Source organism: Curtobacterium sp. ER1/6 (genome assembly GCF_001742745.1).
In the GTDB taxonomy this organism is placed as follows: domain Bacteria; phylum Actinomycetota; class Actinomycetes; order Actinomycetales; family Microbacteriaceae; genus Curtobacterium; species Curtobacterium citri.
Map to the genome: position 1 here is coordinate 707,879 of NZ_MJAK01000001.1, position 18,926 is coordinate 726,804.

Genomic DNA, 18,926 nt, shown 5'->3' on the forward strand with positions numbered 1-18,926 from the left:
CGAGGTCCCCGAGGAACACCCCGGAGACGCAGTGCTCGCACCCCGGTCCCGCGGCGGTCTCGAGGACCAGGCTCGCGTCGTTGCCCGACGCCGCCGCCCCCGCCGGTGGCCACACCAGCCGCCACCGGAGCCGTCCGAGGGTGCCCGCCGTGCCGTCGTCGCCGGTGCGGAGGTCGACCCCGGCGTCCTCGAGCTCGCGGAGCACCCGGTCGTCCTCGGGCCTGCCCACCGGACCGACCAGCGCACGGTCGGTCCGGTCCGCGACGGCCCCGACCGCGCCGACGTGGTCGCGGTCGAAGTGCGTGAGCACGAGCAGGTCGACCCGCTCGACCCCGAGCAGGTCGAGGCACCGGCGGAGCGCCGGCTCGTCGTCGCCGGTGTCGACGAGCGCCACCGGCCCCTTCCCGTCGCGCACCAGCACGGCGTCGCCCTGGCCGACGTCGCAGGCGACGACCGACCAGTCCCCCGGCACGGTGCCCTGGACGACGAGCCGCGGCACGGCGACGACCCCGACACCGAGGACGACGACCGATGCGGCGGCGACGAGCAGCCGTGCTCGCGCCCGCCCCCGTGCGAGCACGGCCGCGGCGACCGCCAGGCTGACCAGGCCCGCGGTGGCGGTCCCCGTGACGCCGACGGGCCAGTCGAGCTCGGCCGCGGGCAGCCCGGCGGTCGTCGTGGCGATCACCCCGATGCAGGCCGCGGGCACCCATGCGACGTGTACCGTCACCGCCGCTCCCCACGGCCAGACCGGCGCGACCAGGCACGCGAGGAGCCCCGTCACCGTGACCACGGGCGCGAGCGGTTCGGTCAGCAGGTTCGCCGGGACCGCGAAGGTCGGCAGCGTCGGGGACAGGACGACGGTGACCGGCCAGCACGCGACCTGCGCGGCGACGGGCACCGACAGGGCCGCCGCGACCGGTGTCCAGAGCCGTCGGGCCAGCAGCGCGGTGAGCGGCGGCGCGAGGACGACGATCCCCGCGGTCGCCAGGACGGAGAGGGCGAAGGCGACCGAGCGGGCGTACCACGGGTCCACGACGAGCATGCCGAGCACCGCGAGGGCGAGGAGCGGGACACCGCGCACCGGTCGCCCGGACAGTCGGACACCGAGGACCACCACCGCCATCACCGCGGCTCGGACGATCGAGGGGTCCGGGCGGACGAGCACGACGAACGCGACGAGGAACCCGCCCGCGAGGACGGCGCGGAACGGCCGCGGGAGTCCGACGCCGCGCCCCACGGCCACGACGAGCGCGACGACGACCGCGCAGTTCGACCCGGAGACGGCGGTGAGGTGGGTGAGCGCCGCGGTCTCCATGGCGGACTCGGTGCCGGGGTCGAGCCCGCTCCGGTCGCCGATCGCCAGACCGCGGAGCAGCGCGCCGCCCGGTTCCGGCAGGCCGTCGGTGACCCGCACGAACGCCTGCCGCACCCGGTCGGTCGCGGCGAGCACACCCGTCGGCGGGTCGACCGCCGGCGCCCCGCGGAGGAACACCACCGCCGCCTCGGGCCCGCCGCCGTCGTCCGACTCCACCGAGGCGCGCCCCGTGAGCACCGCTCCGGCGGGCGCTCGGGTCGGGACGGCCGGCACGATCCGGACCGGCACGTCCAGGCCCCCGGTCCCGCCGAGGCGCCGGAGCGTGCCGGTCGTCGAACGATCGGCGTCGCCGAGGTCGCGCGTGAGCCCGACCTCGACCTCCGTCGTCCGTCCTGCCGCCTCGGCGAGCACCGCGGGCGACCGTTCCGGGTACCCGACGCCCACCGCGACGCCCACGAGCGTGCAGCACGCCGCCGTGGTCGCGAGGAGGGCGAGCACCGGCGGCAGTGCCCGGACGCCGCTCCCGGTCCGCAGCACGAGCAGCGTGAGGACGACCACGCCGACCGTCCCCGTCGAGCCCAGCGTCCACCATGCCGCTCCGGGCCGGCCGACGAGCAGTGCCGCGGTCACCCACGCCAGGGCGACCGGACCGCCGAGTCGCAGGTCGGCGGGGTGCGGTGCCGGGTCCACGTGCCGGACGCCTCAGACCCGGACCCGGTCGCGCAGGTCGTCGAGGCGCGCCTGCCCGATGCCGCTGACGTCGAGCAGGTCGTCGACCGACGAGAACCCGCCGTGCTCCTCGCGCCACGCGATGATCCGCCCGGCGAGTGCCGGTCCGATGCCCGGCAGGGTCTCGAGCGTCGCCTGGTCCGCCGCGTTCAGGTCGACGACCGCGTCCGGCCCGCCGGCGGTGCCGCCCGCACCGCTGCCCGCCCCGCTGCTGCCGCCCGTGACGTCCGGACCGAGCGCCTCGGGGACCGCCGTCTCGCCCACCCGCGGCACGTAGAGCCGTTCGCCGTCCACGACCGCGCGGGCGAGGTTCAGCCGCGCGAGGTCCGCGTCCTCCGCCGCTCCACCGGCACGCTCCAGCACGGCGTCCACGCGGGTCCCGACGGGGACCTCGACGACCCCCGCGTGCCGGACGGCACCGAGCACGTACACCGCGGCGACGGCCGCGGACGGCGCGACGCTCCCGACCGCGGCGGGACCGCTGGGGGCCGCCCCCCCCGCCGGACGGCGACGGGACCGTCGGAGCCGGCTGCGAGCCTCCCGTCACGGTCACCTCGCCCGACGACCGCCCGCGCAGGGTCCCGACCGCCACGACCACGAGGGCGACGACGACGACCACCGCGGCGAGCACCAGCGCCGCCCGCGGGCTCAGCGTGCACCGCTCCCACCACCGCGCCCCGGTCGACACGGAGCCGGACGAGGGCGACGGGACGGGCGGGTCGTGGGACATGACCGGCACGCTAGGGCTCACCCGCACACGAGGACGGCCCGGCGACTCCGCACTGTGGAGGAGGCCGCCGGGCCGGTCGACTGGGGAGGAGTGGTGTCAGCCCTTGATGGCGATGTTCACGAGCTTCGGCGCCCGGACGATCACCTTCACGATCTCCCGGTCGCCGATGTACCGCTGGACGTTCGCCGACGACCGTGCGAGCTGCTCGAGCTCGTCGGCCTCGATCGACTTCGACACCTCGAACGAGTCGCGCACCTTGCCGTTGACCTGCACGACCGCGGTCAGCGTGTCCTGCACGAGCAGCGTCGGGTCGGCCTTCCGCCAGCCGTGGGTGGCGACGGTGGCCTCGTGTCCCAGCTTCTCCCACATCTCCTCGCCGGTGTACGGCGCGAAGACGCTCAGGGCGAGCGCGACGGTCTCGACGGCCTCACGGACGGCGGGGTCGCCCGCGCCGGGGCCACTGTCGATCGCCTTGCGGGTGACGTTGACCAGGTCCATGAGCCGCGCGATGACGACGTTGAACTTGAAGGCCTCCATGAGCCCGGGGGCGTCGGCGAGGAACCGGTGCGTGACCTGCCGGAGCGCCCGGTCGCCGTCCGCCCAGACCGCGTCACGGGACGATGTGACGTCGAGCGCCAGGCGGTACGCGCGGGCCAGGAAGCGCGCGGACGCCGACGGCGACACGTCCTCCCAGTTGATGTCGTCCTCCGGCGGTCCGGCGAAGCCCATCACGAGACGGATCGCGTCGACGCCGTTCGCGTCGAGCTCGTCGCCGAGCGAGACGCCGCCCTTCGACTTCGACATCTTCGAGCCGCCCGACAGCACCATGCCCTGGTTGAGCAGCGCCGCGAACGGCTCGGTGAAGTCGAGGTACCCGAGGTCGAACAGGACCTTCGTCACGAAGCGCGCGTAGAGCAGGTGCAGGATCGCGTGCTCGATGCCGCCGATGTACTGGTCGACCGGCGCCCACTTCCGCGCGGCCGACGGGTCGAACGCCTGCGTGTCGTCCTGCGCGGACAGGAAGCGCAGGAAGTACCACGACGAGTCGACGAAGGTGTCCATCGTGTCGGTGTCCCGCAGGGCAGGCGTCCCGTCGACGGGGTTCGGCACGTTCACCCAGTCGGTCGCCCCACCGAGCGGCGAGGTGCCCTTCGGCTTGAGGTCGAGGCCCTCGGTCGACGGCAGGCGCACGGGCAGCTGGTCCATCGGGACCGGGTGCTCGGTGCCGTCGGCGCCGTGGATGATCGGGATCGGGGTCCCCCAGAAGCGCTGGCGCGAGATGAGCCAGTCGCGCAGGCGGTACGTCTTGGCGGCACGGCCGGTGCCGCGCTCCTCGAGCAGCGAGATCGCGGCGGTGATCGCATGCTGCTTCGACATCCCGTCGAGCGGGCCGGAGTTGATCATGCGCCCCTGGCCGGTGAGGGCCTCGCCGGTCGACGCCGGGTCGAGCGCGGGCAGGTCCTCGAGCGTCGCGCCCTCGGGGATGACCGGGATCGCACCGGTGACGGGCTGGTTCGTGTCGACGACGACCTTGACGGGCAGGTCGAAGGCCCGCGCGAAGTCGAGGTCGCGCTGGTCGTGCGCGGGCACGGCCATGACCGCGCCGTGGCCGTAGTCGGCGAGCACGTAGTCGGCGGCCCAGATCGGCAGGCGCTCCCCCGTGAGCGGGTGGATCGCCGAGCGGCCGAGCGGCACACCGGTCTTCGGGCGGTCGGCGTTCTGCCGGTCGATCTCCGAGGTCTTCTGGGTCGCCGTCAGGTACGCGTCGAAGCCGGCACGCACGTCGTCAGGAGCAGCGGAGACCAGCTCCGCCGCCAGGTCGGAGTCCGGCGCGACGACCAGGAACGTCACCCCGTGGATGGTGTCCGGCCGCGTGGTGAACACGGTGACGGGCTCGTCGCGCCCCTCGATGACGAAGTCGACGTCCGCACCGACCGAGCGACCGATCCAGTTGCGCTGCTGCGCGATGACCTTCGCCGGCCACCGTCCCTCGAGCTGGTTGAGGTCGTCGAGCAGCCGGTCGGCGTACTTCGTGATCGCGAAGTACCACTGCGTCAGCTTCTTCTTGACGACGACGGCACCCGAGCGGTCGGAGGTGCCGTCCGGCAGGACCTGCTCGTTCGCGAGCACGGTCTGGTCCACCGGGTCCCAGTTGACCCAGCTGTCCTTCCGGTACGCCAGGCCCTTCTCGTACATCTTCAGGAACAGCCACTGGTTCCACTTGTAGTACTCGGGGTCCGAGGTGTGGATCTCCGTCGTCCAGTCGAACGAGGGCGCGTACCGCTTGAACGAGGCCTTCTGCTGCTCGATGTTCGCGTAGGTCCACTCCTTCGGGTCGACCCCCCGCTTGATCGCCGCGTTCTCGGCCGGCAGACCGAAGGAGTCCCAGCCGATGGGGTGCAGCACGTTGAACCCCTGCTGCCGCCAGTACCGCGCCACGAAGTCACCGAGCGCCCAGTTCTCGGCGTGCCCCATGTGCAGGTCGCCGGACGGGTACGGGAACATCTCGAGGATGTACTTCCGGGGGCGGGTGTCGTCGAGGTCCGTCGTGAAGAGCCCGAGTTCCTCCCAGCGGGGCTGCCACTTCTCCTGGATGCGGCGGAAGTCGTACGCGTCGGGGTCGACGGCTGCGTGCTCAGTGGAGTGTGCAGTGGGGTGCTCGGTGGTCACGATCACCTAGGGTACAAGGCCTGGAGGCCCGGCCGTCGCCCGCCCCGGACGGCCCGTCCCACGGGTGGTCACCCCGCGACGAGCCGCCCGTCCCGCATCCGCAGGGTGCGGTCGACCAGGTCCGTCGGCACGGGCACGTGCGACACCACGACGACCGTGCGACCGGCCTGCCGCGCGGCACCGACCAGGTCGCGGAGCACGGCGTCGCCGAGGTCGGGGTCGACGTCCGCGGTCGGCTCGTCGAGCACGAGCACGGGGAACGCGTGCAGCAGCGCCCGGGCGAGCGCGAGCCGGTGCGCCTGCCCGCCTGAGACGAGCACCCCGCGCTCCCCCACGCGGGCGTCCAGACCGCCGCGTCGCGCCACCCAGTCGCCGAGTCCGACCCGGTCGAGCACGTCGGTCAGGTCGGCGTCGGTGGCGGTGTCCCGGGCGAACAGCAGGTTCTGCCGCACGGTCTGGTCGAACACGAACGGGTCCTGTTCGACGAGCCCGACGCGCGCCCGGACGGCGTCCGGGTGCACGGTCCGCGCCTCGACGCCGTCGAGCGTGTACGACCCCTCGTGGTCGACGAACCGCACCAGGGCGTCGACCAGGGTGGACTTGCCCGCGCCGCTCGGGCCCTCGAGCACGACGACCTCGCCCGGCCGCAGGTCGAGCGACACCCGGTCGACGGCCGGGCCCGCCGCTCCGGGCCACCGCACGGTCAGGTCGCGGAGCGCCACCGTCACCGGACCGTCGACGACGAGGTCCCGCGGGTCGGCGGGGTCGTCCGGCTCGGGCACGATGCCGGCCGGCACGACGGCCGGGACGACCCGCTCCACCCGCTCCGCGGCGGCCCGGACCCGGCGCAGGGTGAGCACGGCCAGCGGCACACCGCCGACGACCTCGAAGAGTGCGAGCGGCACGAAGACGGCGAGCGCCCAGAGCGGCCCGTCGAGCGCACCCGAGACCACCGCCGGCGCCCCGACCGCGAGGGTCCCGACCACGGCCCCGCCGCCGACCAGCGCGACGAGCGCACCGACGACGGACTCGACCCGCGCGCGGCGGCGCACGGCCCGGGTCACCCGGGCGTCGAGCGCGGCGATCCGGGCGAGACGGTCGGGCAGGGTGCCGTAGGCCGCGAAGACGTCGAGCGTCCGGACCGTGTCGAGCACGAGGTCGGCGACGCGGCCCCGGTCGGCCGCGGTCTCCCGGTCCGAGCGCCGTGCGACGGACAGCGTCGTGACGGTGCCGAGCAGCGCGGCGACGGCGAGCGCGGCGACCAGCACGAGGGCGGCCGGCCACCACACCAGGGCGACCGCGACGACGGACAGCACGGCCACGACGCCCGCCGAGACCAGCGGTCCGACGACACGGATCGGCAGGTCCTGCAGCCGGTCGGTGTCGGTGACGAGCCGGGTGAGCAGGTCGCCACGACCCGTGGAGCCCAGCCCGGCCGGCGCCACCGACGCCAGTCGCCGGTACATCTCGGTCCGCACGACCGCGAGCTGCCGGAAGGACGCGTCGTGCCCGGCGAGGCGGTCGACGTACCGCAGCGCCGCGCGGCCGAGCGCGAACGCGCGGACCCCGACCATCACGAGCGTCAGGTAGAGGATCGGCGGCTGCTCGGCGGCGCGCGTGATGAGGTAGCCGCTCGCCGCGAGCAGCGCCACGGCGCACACCGCACTCAGCGTGCCGGCGGCGACCGCCTTCGCCCAGCCGGCCCCGTGCGGCAGGGCGAGCCGGAGGACGCTCGTGCCGCGCGCCTCCCGGCTCATGCCCGGACCCCCTGCCGGGTGGTGACCGTCACCGCGCCGCCCGGGAGCACGTCCACGCGGACGTCGGCCGCGGCGAGCACCGCGGGCCGGTGGCTCGCCACCACGACGACGGACCCGTCGTCGGCGAGGGCCCGCACGGCGCGGACGACGGTCCGCTCGGCCTCGGCGTCGAGCGCCGACGTCGGCTCGTCGAGCAGCACGAGCGGCGTCCGGACGCGACGCGCCCGGTACAGCGCACGGGCGACCGCGACCCGCTGGGCCTGACCGCCCGACAGACCGGCTCCGCCCGACCCGACCGGGAGGCCCGGCTCGACTCCCAGCCCCGCCTCGCGCAGCGCGCGGCGCACGGCTGCATCGTCGGGTTCCGCGTGCATCGCGATGTTCTCGGCGACCGTGCCGCGGACGAGCCGCGGTCGCTGGTCGGCCCACGTGGTGCGCTCGGCGCGGGACGCGCCAGCCGGACCGGGCACCACGACGGTGCCGTCGTGGTCGAGGACACCGCGGATCGCGGCGATCAGGCTCGACTTGCCCGACCCGCTCGGGCCGGCGAGCGCGACGACCGTGCCCGGCGTCGCCCGGAGGTCGACCGGCCCGATGACGAGGTCGGGGCGACGGACGGTCAGCCCGTCGAGCACCAGCTCCGCGGCGGCGGGAGCCGGTACCGCGTCGGGGCGGGCCGTCGCGACGGCGGTGCGCTCGTCGAGGACGTCGAGGACCGCGCCCGAGGCCTCGACCCCGTCCTGCGCGGCGTGGAAGTCGGCGCCGACCTGCCGGATCGGTGCGAAGGCCTCCGGTGCGAGGACGAGGACGAACATCGCCGCGCCGAGTCCCATGGAGCCGTCGACGAGCCGCACGCCGATCGAGACGGCGACGAGGGCGACGGACAGGCTCGCCGCGAGCTCGAGGGCGAATCCGCTGACGAACGACAGACGGAGGACCCCGATCGTCCCCCGGCGGTACTCGTCGGTGACGCTGCCGATGCGGCCGACCTGTCGACGCGCGCGACCGAAGACCTTCAGCGTCGCCAGGCCCTCGACGGCCTCGGTGAAGGCGCTGCCGAGCCGGGCGAGGGCGTCCGCCTGCTTCCGCTGGAGTGCCTGCGTGGCGAGTCCGATCAGCACCATGAACACCGGGATGACGGGCATGGCGAGCACGATGACCAGCGCGCTCGTCATGTCGGCGACACCGATCGCGACGAGGAGGACCGGCGTCGCCACGGCCGTGAGGGCCAGCTGCGGGACGTACCGGCCGAAGTAGGCATCGAGCGCGTCCAGCCCGGGACCGAGCGTCGTGGCGAAGCCGGCGCTGGACCGGGCGGCGAGCCAGGACGGTCCGCGTTCCGCCGCGCGCGCCAGCACCGTCGCCCGGAGCTCGCTCTTCACCGTCGCCCCGGCGCGGGCCGCCAGGTCGTCCGTCGCCCAGGCGGCGACCGCGCGGACGACGAACGCGGCGGCGAGGAGCGCGAGCGTCGGGGACGTCGCCGCGGGGACGCGGCCGTCGCGCACCGCGTCGACCCCGAGGGTGACGGCGGTGGCGATCCCCCACGCGATGCCGATCGTCGCGAGCGTCCGCACCAGGCCGGTCGCCGCCGAGGCGACGACCGACCCGCGGGCGGTGCGCGAGAGCCGGAGCAGGCGCGGATCGAGGGGCTTCATCACCGGGCCCTAGTGCGCGGCCCGGGCGATGTGCGCCCGCGACACACGCTTGCGGAACACCCAGTAGGTCCACGCCTGGTAGGCGAACACGAGCGGGAGGAACACCAGGGCCACCCAGCTCATCACCGTCAGCGTGTAGTCGCTGCTCGAGGCGTTGGCGACGGTCAGGCTGTTCGCCGGGTCGTTCGACGCGGGCATGACGTTCGGGAAGATCGCCGTGAACATCGCCACGACCACCGCGGCGATCGTGACGGCCATCAGGGTGAAGGCGCGGCCTTCCCTTCCCCAGGCGTTGCAGAGCACGGCGAGGACGAGCGCGAGCGCGGCGACGACCGAGAGCACGAGGCTGGCCGGGGTCGCGCGGACGAACGCCATCGACACGAGGAAGGCGGCAGCGACGACGATCGTCAGCACGCCCGCCCGGGTCGCGAGCCGCTTGGCACGCTCGCGGATCTCGCCCTCGGTCTTGAGCGCCACGAAGACCACGCCGTGCGTGAAGAACACGAGCAGGGTCGTCAGCCCGGTCAGCAGGGCGAAGGGGTTGAGCAGGTCGAACACCGTCCCGGTGAAGTCGTGCCCGGCGTCCATCGGGATGCCCCGGACGACGTTGCCGAACGCGACGCCCCAGAGAAAGGACGGCACCGCGCTGCCGACGACGATCATCAGGTCGAAGCGGCGCTTCCACTCCGGGTGCTTCCGCTGGTGGCGGTACTCGAACGACACCCCGCGGGCGATGAGCGCCGCGAGGATGAGCAGCAGGGCCAGGTAGAAGCCGGAGAACATCGTGGCGTACCACTCCGGGAACGCCGCGAAGAGGAGCGCGCCGGCGACGATGACCCAGGTCTCGTTGAGGTCCCAGACCGGGCCGATGGTGTTGATGAGGACCCGGCGGTCGGTGTCGTCCTTGCCGAGGAACGGCAGGGACATGCCGACGCCGAAGTCGAACCCGTCGAGGACGAAGTACCCGACGAAGAAGAGTCCGACGATCGCGAACCAGACAACGGGGAGATCCACTAGTACACCGTCACTTCGTGCTCGACCTCGCCGGTGACCTCGTCGACCTCCGCAGGAGCGGCGGGGCCCTCCTGCGCGACCTTCTTGATGAGCCCGAACTCCACGACCGCCAGCGCGCCGTAGATGAGCGTGAACACGACCAGCGAGATGAGGACCTCGACCCCGGTGACGTTCGGCGAGACGCCGTCCGCGGTGCGGAGCAGGCCGAAGACCAGCCACGGCTGGCGACCCATCTCGGTGAAGACCCAGCCCATGATCATCGCGGCCATCGGCAGCGGGACGGACCAGGTGGCCACACGCCACACCCAGCGCTGCGTCGGGAAGCGGCCCTTCCGGGTGAGCCAGAGCCCGGCCAGCGAGACGAGGACGGCACCGACGCCGAGGGCGATCATCCAGCGGAACGACCAGTAGGTCACCCAGATGATCGGCTTGTAGTCGCCCGGGCCGTACACCTGGCTGTACTGCGCCTGCAGGTCGTTGATGCCCTCGACCGTGCCGGTGAAGGTGTGGGTCGACAGGAACGAGAGCAGGTACGGGATGCGGATCGAGAACAGCTCGTGCACGCCGTCCGGGGTCCCGAGCGTGAAGACCGAGAACGAGGCGTCCTTGCCCGTCGACGTGTTGTAGAGCGCCTCGGCCGCAGCCATCTTCATCGGCTGGGTGTCGACCATCGTCAGGCCGAGCTGGTCGCCGGAGAGCACGGTCAGTGCCCCGGAGGCGAGCATCGTCCACATGCCGAACTTCAGCGCCGGCATCATCGTCTCGAGGTTCTGGTTGCGGGCCAGGTGCCACGCGGCGACCGCGACGATGACCGAGGCGGCCACCATGAACGCGCCGAACAGGGTGTGCGGGAACGCGGCGAGGGCGACCTTGTTCGTCAGGACGGCCCAGATGTCGGTGAGCTCGGCGCGGCCCTTGGCCTCGTTGATCGCGAAGCCGACGGGGTGCTGCATGAAGGCGTTGGCCGCCAGGATGAAGTACGCCGACATCATGGTGCCGACGCTCACGCACCAGATGCTCGCGAGGTGCAGGGCCCGCGGCAGCCGGTCCCACCCGAAGATCCAGATGCCGATGAACGCGGCCTCGAAGAAGAACGCGAGGATGCCCTCGAGCGCGAGCGGAGCGCCGAAGACGTCACCGACGAAGCGCGAGTAGTTCGACCAGTTCATGCCGAACTGGAACTCCTGCACGATCCCGGTGACGACGCCCATCGCGAAGTTGATGAGGAAGATCCGGCCGAAGAAGCGCGTCAGTTGCAGGTAGTGCGCCCGACCGGTCCGCACCCACGCCGACTGGAAGACCGCCACGACGAGGGCCATGCCGATCGTCAGCGGGACGAAGAGGAAGTGGTAGATCGTCGTGAGCCCGAACTGCCACCGCGACAGGACGAGCGGATCGAGGAGGTCGTTCATGCGGCGTGTCCGAGCCGGGTCGCCGCGCGCTGTTCGTGCACGTTGGTTGCTTCCTACGGGAGGTGGGACTTCAGGTTCGTCACGCCGTCGGGACACCTCCACGCTACCGGCCGGACACCTGGCTCGACAAGTTGTAGAGGCCGTCTCTGCACAAACGTGCAATGGCTGTGATCGGCACAACCGTGCGGAACATCGGTGCTGCGGACCCACCCCGCAGAACGACGACAGGTGCCGGGCCGAAGCCCGACACCTGTCGTCGATCGTTCAGCGCCCGGGGCGCCGTTGGGTCAGAGCAGACCCTCCTCGGTGAGGAAGTCCTTCGCGATCTCCGACGCCTTCTCCTTGTCGGTGACGCTCTTCTGGTTGAGCTCGATGAGCTTCTCGGTGGTCAGCTTCTCGTTCACCCCGTCGATGGCGTCCGCGGCCTTCTCGTCGACCTTGTCGGACACGACCGGGATGACGTTCTGCGGGAGGATGAGGTTCTCCGGGTCCTTCAGCGAGACGAAGTCGTTCGCCTTGATGCTCGGGTCCGCGCTGTAGATGTCGGCGAGCTGGACGGTGCCGTCCTTGAGCGCCTTGACGGTCAGCGCGCCGCCGGAGTCCTCGACCGCCTTGAAGTCGACGTCGACGCCGTAGACCGACTTCAGACCGTCCGGGCCGTACGGGCGGGTCTGGAACTCGGAGTTCGCACCGACGGTCAGCTTCTCCTTGACGTTCTTCAGGTCGGCCAGGCTCGTGACGTCGTTCTCCTCGGAGAACTGCTTCGTCACGGTGTAGCTGTCCTGGTCCGTGGCGTCGGCCTCGTCGAGGACGCGCAGGCCCTTCGGCAGCGCCTTCTCGAGGCCCTCGTCGATCTGGTCGGCGGTCTTGGCCGTCGACGACTTGTCGAAGTACTGCAGCAGGTTGCCGCTGTACTCCGGCATGACGTCGATCGCGCCCTTCTCGAGCTGCGGGATGTAGACCTCGCGCTGCCCGATGTTGAAGTTGCGCTGGACGGTGAAGCCGTCCTTCTCGAGGACCTGCGCGTAGAGCTCGGCGATGATCTCGTTCGAGTAGTACTGCTGCGAGCCGATGACGATGGTCTTCGAGTCCGAGGAGGCGCTCGAGCCGCTGCTGAGCGGGTCGCTCGAGGCGCAGCCGGTGAGGGCTGCTGCGACGCCGAGTGCCGTTGCGGCGGCGAGGGCGACGCGGATCCGTGCTGTGATCACGATGGGTTTCCTTCCGGGATGGGATTGCGGGCTCGCTCGCGCGATCCCTGGCGCTGCCGCGCGGACGGGTCGGCGGTGCCCTTCGGCACCGCCGCCCGCTGCAGCGCGGCGAACACGATCTCGAACGCGATCGCGAGTGCGATCACGAGGATGGAGGCGCCGAGCATCTCGGCGTAGTCCTGGGTCTTGAGGCCGAGGAAGAAGTAGCCGCCGAGGCCACCGGCGCCGACGTACGCGGCGAGCGTGGCGGTCGCGACGACCTGCAGGACGGCGGCGCGCACGCCACCGATGAGCAGCGGGAGCCCGAGCGGGATCTCCACCTTCCAGAGCACCTGCCAGCCGGTCATCCCCTGCGCCTTCGCGGCGTCGACCGTGACGGGGTCGACCGACTCGATGCCCGCGTAGGCACCGGCGAGCACGGACGGGACGGCGAGGATCACGAGGGCGAGCAACGGCGCCTGGAGGCCGATGCCGAGCATGAGCCCGAAGAGCGACAGCACGCCGAGGGTCGGCAGGGCCCGGATGCCGCCGGACAGTGCGATCGCGAGGCCGCGGGCCCGACCGGTGTGCCCGATCGCGTACCCGATCGGGATCGCGATGACCGAGGCGATGACCACCGCGAGGAGCGTGATCCACACGTGCTCCCAGAGCCGGGCCGGGATCGCGTTGAAGCCGGTGTAGTTCGCCGGGTCGAACACCCAGCCGAAAGCCTGACCGATGATCACGAGACCACCTCCGCACGCTGGAGCACGCGACGTGCGGCCCGTCGGCTCCGTGGCGCGCGTCGCGTCCACGGCATGACGACCCGACCGAGCAGGACGAGCAGACCGTCGAGGGCGAAGGCGAGCACGAGCACCATGACGATGCCGGAGATGATCTCCTCGAAGATGCCGCGGGCGAGACCGTCCGTGAAGAGCGACCCGAGGCTCTGGATCCCGAGCACCGCGCCGACGGTCGTCAGCGAGATGGTGGAGACCGCGACCACGCGGAGCCCCGCGAGGAGGACCGGGCCGGCCAGTGGGAGCTCGACGCGGAAGAACCGCTGCACGCCGGAGTAGCCCATCGCCGTCGACGCGGCCTTGGTGCCGGCGTCCACCGAGGTCAGCCCGTCCACCGTCGACCGGACCATGAGCGCCAGGCCGTAGATCGTCAGGCTGATGATGACGTTGACCGGGCTCTGCAGGCTCGTGCCGATGATGCTCGGCAGCGCGACGAACAGGGCGAGCGACGGGATCGCGTAGAGCAGTCCCGCGAACGTCACGATGCCGCTGCCGAGGCCGGCCGCGAAGCGGGAGCCGCCGGGCCGCTGCAGCCGGACGACGAGCCACCCGATCGGGATCGACAGCAGGAAGGCGATGATGATCGGCGGGATCGCGATCGCGAGGTGCGAGGCCGTGTCCTCCCCGATCGTGTCGAGGTTGGACAGCACCCACTTCACCGCGGACTCCCACCCTGCGCCGCAGCACCCGGGGCGCCGGTGGGCGCCTCGGCCTCGGAGCGGACAGCGGCAGCGGCGTCGACGACACCGACGGGGCCGGTGAGCACACCGGCGGCTCGGCCGTCCCCGTCGACGACGATCGGCCCGGTCGGGGTCTGCTCGACCCGCAGGGCACGACGGCCGCGACCGGCGCCGATGAAGTTCGCGACGAAGTCGTCCGCCGGCGCGGCCAGGATCTCGGCGGGCGTACCGAGCTGGGCGATCTCGCCGCCCTTCTTGAGGATGACGACCTGGTCGCCGAGCTTGAACGCCTCGTCGATGTCGTGCGTGACGAACACCACGGTCTTGCCGAGTTCGCGCTGCAGCCGGATGAGTTCGTCCTGCAGGTCGGTGCGCACGAGCGGGTCGACCGCACCGAAGGGCTCGTCCATGAGGAGCACGTTCGGGTCGACCGCGAGGCCGCGGGCCACGCCGACACGCTGCTGCTGGCCGCCGGAGAGCTGCGACGGGTACCGGTCCGCGAAGGCGCGGTCCAACCCGACGGTGTCCATGAGCTCGAGGGCCCGCGCGCGGGCCTCGCCCTTCGACACCCCCGTGAGCAGCGGCACCGTGGCGATGTTGTCCACGACCCGGCGGTGCGGGAGCAGACCGGCGTTCTGCATCACGTAGCCGATCCGGCGACGGAGCTGGACGGGGTCGACGCCGGCGACGTCCTCCCCGTCGATCGACACCGTGCCGGCCGACGGGTCGACCATGCGGTTGATCATGCGGAGCAGGGTCGTCTTGCCGCAGCCGCTCGACCCGACGAAGACCGTGGTGGTCCGCGAGGGGATGACGAGGCTGAAGTCGTCGACCGCGTTGGTGCCGTCCGGGTACGTCTTGCGCACCGAGCGGAACTCGATCATGTGGGTGCCCTTCTGTTCGGAGGTAGCCCGACTCCGGATGAGCGTACCCGTGTGGTCCGCCGACGGTTCCGTTGCGACCCACCATGACGGAACGCGGACAACGGACAAGCCGTGAACGCGCCCAGCAAGCACTCTGAGGACGACGCAAGACGCCCGCGCTCCGGGAGCGGAGCGCGGGCGTCTTGGTCTCCGGCGACGGTTCGGTCCGTCACCGCGGGCGTCAGGAGGCGGCGACCACCGCTTCGAGGTGTGCGCGGCTCATCGTGCGGTACTCCTCGATGAGCGCGGTGTCGGGTGCGGACCGATCGCGCATCGCACGGGCGATGACGGCGTGCGCGGACTCGGCGAGCACGACCCAGGTGCGCGCCACCCGCTCCCCGGCCGGGAACCCGAACCGGTCGTGCAGGACCTGCGACACGGCCGCCCCCAGCGCGGCCATGCGGTCCTCGGCGTCACGGGAACCGGTGTCGGCAGCGTCCCCGAAGCGGATGGCCCGGAAGCCGGGCTCGGTCCGGTACATCTCGACGGTCGCGTCGACGAGCGCGTCGCAGGCCTCCTGCCAGGAGCCCGCCCCGCTCTCGTCGAGTGCCGACAGGAAGCGCTCGGCGAGCCGCTGGGTGCTCCTGATGGCGAGCGCCTCGACGACGGCGATGCGGTCCGGGAAGTACCGGTAGACCGTGCCGATCGACGCCCCCGCGCGCTCGGCCACCATGGCCGTGGTCAGTCGCTCGAACCCGATCTCGTCGATCACCGCGGCGGCGGCGTCCAGGAGTCCCGCGAGGCGCGCCGAACTGCGGGCTTGGACCGGCTCGTTCCTGAGCAGTGATGATCCCCCCGGCAGTGCGTTCGATACCTCGGTGACGAGCACGTGTTCTCCTCTTGCACTCCGTCCGGAGCGCGGTCATGTGGGAAGTGACGGAGGCAACTCTCGCAGAGACCGGCTGGGTCGTGGCTGCGACTCACAGGCCGGGCGCACCGGGATCCGCCCTCCCGAGCCGCCTCGTGGAAGGATGGGGGCATGCCCGCCCCGACGCCCCACGAGCCGTCGCTGGCCGCACCGATCCTCCACCGAGCCGCCCGCATCGAGGACGCCGTGCAGGAGTTCCGGGAGCACCGCGCACGTCGGCACGGGCTCGTCCCGACGGTCGTGCCGTACACGGGGTACGGCGCTCCGGGCTGGATCCGCGTGCTCTGCCGCGTCCTGCTCACCCGCCGCGGCCTGGCGTCGGACGTCTCCTTCGCCGGCGTCCGCGGCTGGCGGAGCTTCACGAGCGTCGCGGTCGACGACGCCGAGGTGACCGTGACCGCCGGCGGCACGACCCACGTGGTGCAGTCCGACCGCGGCGGCGTGGTCGACGTGAAGATCCCGATCGACCTCGAACCGGGGTGGCAGACCGTGCGCCTTTCGGCCGGTGGGATGCGGGACGTGGAGGCCGACGTGTTCATCGTGGACCCGTCGACACGCTTCGGACTGCTGTCCGACATCGACGACACCGTCATGGTGACCTCGCTCCCCCGTCCGATGCTGGCCGCCTGGAACTCCTTCGTGCTCACCGAGCACGCACGGCGTCCGGTGCCGGGGATGTCGGTGCTCTACGAGCGCGTCCTCGCGCAGCACCCCGGTGCGCCGACCGTGTACCTGTCGACCGGCGCCTGGAACGTGGCGCCGACCCTGCAGCGGTTCCTGACCCGCAACATGTACCCGTCCGGCACCCTGCTGCTCACCGACTGGGGTCCCACCCACGACCGATTCTTCCGGAGCGGGCAGCTCCACAAGCAGGGGAACCTGCGGCGCCTCGCCGAGGACTTCCCGGACGTCCAGTGGCTGCTCGTCGGCGACGACGGACAGCACGACGAGGCCCTCTACGGTGCGTTCGCGCAGGAGCACCCCGAGAACGTCGCCGGCGTCGCGATCCGCCAGCTGTCCACGAGCGAGGCGGTCCTGGCCGGTGGTCGCTCGCGCGCACAGGAACGGACCCGCGACACGTCGGCCCCCTGGGTCTACGCCCCGGACGGTGCGGGCCTGTGGTCGGAGCTCGCCCGGGTCGGTCTCGCCGACGCCGACCCCGCGACCCCGCTCTGACCGGGGCCGACTCCTCCTCCGCCGCGCCGGGCGACCGCTCGGAGGCGAGCCCCGACGACCGCTGAGCAGACCTTCAGCGCCGACCGTCGCCCGGCGACCCGGTGGTTGGATCGGCGCATGAGCACCGGAACCCCGCTGAACCGCATCGAGGACCACGCCCTCATCGGCGACACCGACACCGCCGCCCTGGTCGGACGGGACGGCACGATCGACTGGGCGTGCCTGCCCCGGTTCGACAGCCCGTCCACGTTCGCCTCGCTGCTCGGCACCGAGGACCACGGACACTGGTCGCTCCGTCCCACCGACCCGGCGGCCACGAGCACCCGACACCACCACCCGGACACCCTCGTGCTCGCCACCGTGTGGACGACGCCGACCGGCACCGTCGAGGTCACCGACCTCATGCCCGCCGGTGCGCACCGTGCCGCGATCATCCGGCGCGTCCGGGGTCTGCAGGGCACGGTCGAGATCGAGCAGACGCTGCGCATCCGCTTCGACTACGCCCGCGCGCTCCCCTGGGTTCGCCAGATCGGCGGCGACGACGACCCGGCCCTGCTGGCGACCGCAGGACCGGGCTCCGTGATCGTGCGCGGGGTCCGCTTCCACGCCGACGACCACCGCCACACGAGCACCGTGACCGTGCACGACGGCGACGTCGTCGACACGGTGCTCACCTGGTACCCGTCGCACCGGGAGCCGCCGGAGCCGCTCGACGTCGACGCGGCGCTCGAGCACACCGAGCGGTGGTGGCGCGACTGGATGGCGACCGCGCACACCGAGGGCCCGTACGCCGAGGCGAGCCGACGCTCCCTGCTGATCCTGCGTGCGATGACCCACGGCGAGACCGGCGGCGTCGTGGCGGCCGCGACCACGAGCCTCCCGGAGGACCCCGGCGGGGAGCGCAACTGGGACTACCGCTACGTCTGGCTCCGCGACGCCTCCCTCGCCCTGGCCTCGCTGATCGCGCACGGCTACCGCGACGAGGCGACCCACTGGCGCGGCTGGCTGCTCCGCGCGATCGCCGGCGATCCCGCCGACGTGCAGATCATGTACGGCATCGCCGGCGAACGGGAGCTCCCGGAACGCTCGATCGACGAGCTGCCCGGGTACCTCGGGTCGCGGCCCGTGCGCGTCGGCAACGGTGCGTCGACCCAGTACCAGGGGGACGTGTTCGGCGAGGTGCTCGCCGCGCTGCACGACGCCCGCGAGCTCGGCGTCGAGGAGAACGCGGACTCGTGGGCGCTGCAACGTGCGCTGCTCGGCTACGTCGAGGAGCACTGGCAGCAGCCCGACAACGGGATCTGGGAGATGCGCGGCCCGCGACGGCACTTCACGCACTCGCGCGCCATGATCTGGGCGGCGCTCGACCGCGGCGTCGCAGCCGTCGAGGAGTTCGGCCTCGAGGGGCCGGTCGACCGATGGCGGACCCTGCGCGACCAGGTGCGTGCCGAGATCGAGGAGCACGGCTGGAACGCCGAACGGGGCAGCTACCGCCAGCACTACGACACCGACGAGGTGGACGCGAGCCTGCTCGTGCTGCCGCAGATCGGCTACGTGCGCGCCGACGACCCGCGCATGACCGGGACCGTCGCCGCCATCGAGCAGGACCTGCGCGTCGGGGAGCACGGCCTCGTGCTGCGCTACCGGACGACGTCGGGCTTCGACGGGCTGTCCGGCAGCGAGCACCCCTTCCTGGCGTGCTCGTTCTGGTTGGTCGAGCAGTACGCGGCGTCCGGACGCGTCGACGACGCCGAGCGGCTGATGGACGTGCTCGTCGGCTACGCCAACGACGTCGGCATGCTGTCCGAGGAGATCGACGTCGCCACCGGGCACCACATCGGCAACACGCCGCAGGTGCTGTCGCACCTGACCCTCGTGTCCGCGGCGGACGCCATCGCCCGGGCTCGTGGTGCGGCGTCCGGGCACCGGACGCGACTGGCCGTGCACGACGGCGGGACCCGGTCCTCGACCGGCCGGGGGACGCGCGCCGGCTCCGCGTCCTGACGG

13 protein-coding genes and 1 pseudogene are annotated in these 18,926 nt (G+C 72.5%); 2 read left to right on the forward strand and 12 right to left on the reverse strand.

Annotation, left to right across the window (positions count from 1 at the left end):
• Positions 1 to 19 precede the first annotated feature (19 nt).
• The 12 genes and pseudogenes from Cus16_RS16805 to Cus16_RS03330 all read right to left on the reverse strand — a co-directional run.
• Positions 20 to 2,008: pseudogene (locus Cus16_RS16805) on the reverse strand (ComEC/Rec2 family competence protein); the annotation flags it as partial.
• Positions 2,009 to 2,020: 12 nt separating this feature from the next.
• A complete protein-coding gene (locus tag Cus16_RS03280; protein ID WP_069711134.1) occupies positions 2,021 to 2,479 on the reverse strand; it encodes a ComEA family DNA-binding protein in 459 nt (152 codons plus the stop codon).
• Between the two features lie 394 nt (positions 2,480 to 2,873).
• Positions 2,874 to 5,447, reverse strand: a complete 2,574-nt coding sequence (leuS, locus tag Cus16_RS03285; protein WP_069711424.1) for a leucine--tRNA ligase — start codon at positions 5,445 to 5,447, stop codon at positions 2,874 to 2,876.
• A 68-nt stretch (positions 5,448 to 5,515) separates the two neighbouring features.
• On the reverse strand, positions 5,516 to 7,204 hold the full coding sequence (cydC, locus tag Cus16_RS03290) for a thiol reductant ABC exporter subunit CydC (protein ID WP_069711135.1): 1,689 nt from the start codon (positions 7,202 to 7,204) through the stop codon (positions 5,516 to 5,518).
• Positions 7,201 to 8,859 (reverse strand): thiol reductant ABC exporter subunit CydD, encoded by a 1,659-nt coding sequence (cydD, locus tag Cus16_RS03295; protein ID WP_069711136.1) that lies wholly within the window; start codon positions 8,857 to 8,859, stop codon positions 7,201 to 7,203. The genes cydC and cydD overlap by 4 nt, the downstream gene beginning before the upstream one ends.
• A 9-nt stretch (positions 8,860 to 8,868) precedes the next feature.
• Positions 8,869 to 9,873 (reverse strand): cytochrome d ubiquinol oxidase subunit II, encoded by a 1,005-nt coding sequence (gene cydB, locus Cus16_RS03300; RefSeq protein WP_069711137.1) that lies wholly within the window; start codon positions 9,871 to 9,873, stop codon positions 8,869 to 8,871.
• Complete coding sequence (locus tag Cus16_RS03305) at positions 9,873 to 11,285, reverse strand: cytochrome ubiquinol oxidase subunit I (protein WP_069711138.1); 1,413 nt, start codon at positions 11,283 to 11,285, stop codon at positions 9,873 to 9,875. The genes cydB and Cus16_RS03305 overlap by 1 nt, the downstream gene beginning before the upstream one ends.
• 287 nt (positions 11,286 to 11,572) lie before the next feature.
• On the reverse strand, positions 11,573 to 12,493 hold the full coding sequence (locus tag Cus16_RS03310) for an ABC transporter substrate-binding protein (RefSeq protein WP_083263648.1): 921 nt from the start codon (positions 12,491 to 12,493) through the stop codon (positions 11,573 to 11,575).
• Complete coding sequence (locus Cus16_RS03315; RefSeq protein ID WP_069711139.1) at positions 12,490 to 13,218, reverse strand: ABC transporter permease; 729 nt, start codon at positions 13,216 to 13,218, stop codon at positions 12,490 to 12,492. The genes Cus16_RS03310 and Cus16_RS03315 overlap by 4 nt, the downstream gene beginning before the upstream one ends.
• Positions 13,215 to 13,931: an ABC transporter permease gene (locus Cus16_RS03320; protein ID WP_069711140.1), complete on the reverse strand. Its 717-nt coding sequence runs from the start codon at positions 13,929 to 13,931 to the stop codon at positions 13,215 to 13,217. The genes Cus16_RS03315 and Cus16_RS03320 overlap by 4 nt, the downstream gene beginning before the upstream one ends.
• A complete protein-coding gene (locus tag Cus16_RS03325; RefSeq protein WP_069711141.1) occupies positions 13,928 to 14,836 on the reverse strand; it encodes an ABC transporter ATP-binding protein in 909 nt (302 codons plus the stop codon). The genes Cus16_RS03320 and Cus16_RS03325 overlap by 4 nt, the downstream gene beginning before the upstream one ends.
• A 220-nt stretch (positions 14,837 to 15,056) precedes the next feature.
• On the reverse strand, positions 15,057 to 15,587 hold the full coding sequence (locus Cus16_RS03330; RefSeq protein ID WP_189319514.1) for a TetR family transcriptional regulator: 531 nt from the start codon (positions 15,585 to 15,587) through the stop codon (positions 15,057 to 15,059).
• 267 nt (positions 15,588 to 15,854) lie between these two features.
• On the opposite strand from Cus16_RS03330, the gene Cus16_RS03335 reads away from it, so the two are divergent.
• Positions 15,855 to 16,919: an App1 family protein gene (locus Cus16_RS03335; RefSeq protein ID WP_069711143.1), complete on the forward strand. Its 1,065-nt coding sequence runs from the start codon at positions 15,855 to 15,857 to the stop codon at positions 16,917 to 16,919.
• Positions 16,920 to 17,036: 117 nt separating this feature from the next.
• A complete protein-coding gene (locus tag Cus16_RS03340; protein WP_069711144.1) occupies positions 17,037 to 18,923 on the forward strand; it encodes a glycoside hydrolase family 15 protein in 1,887 nt (628 codons plus the stop codon).
• Positions 18,924 to 18,926 lie beyond the last annotated feature (3 nt).

Excerpts from the sequence above, each read along its gene's own strand:
- cydC (WP_069711135.1), bottom strand. The coding sequence starts at position 7,204 with ATGAGCCGGGAGGCGCGCGGCACGAGCGTCCTCCGGCTCGCCCTGCCG.
- cydD (WP_069711136.1), bottom strand. The coding sequence starts at position 8,859 with ATGAAGCCCCTCGATCCGCGCCTGCTCCGGCTCTCGCGCACCGCCCGC.
- Cus16_RS03305 (WP_069711138.1), bottom strand. The coding sequence starts at position 11,285 with ATGAACGACCTCCTCGATCCGCTCGTCCTGTCGCGGTGGCAGTTCGGG.
- Cus16_RS03325 (WP_069711141.1), bottom strand. The coding sequence starts at position 14,836 with ATGATCGAGTTCCGCTCGGTGCGCAAGACGTACCCGGACGGCACCAAC.
- Cus16_RS03335 (WP_069711143.1), top strand. The coding sequence starts at position 15,855 with ATGCCCGCCCCGACGCCCCACGAGCCGTCGCTGGCCGCACCGATCCTC.
- Cus16_RS03340 (WP_069711144.1), top strand. The coding sequence starts at position 17,037 with ATGAGCACCGGAACCCCGCTGAACCGCATCGAGGACCACGCCCTCATC.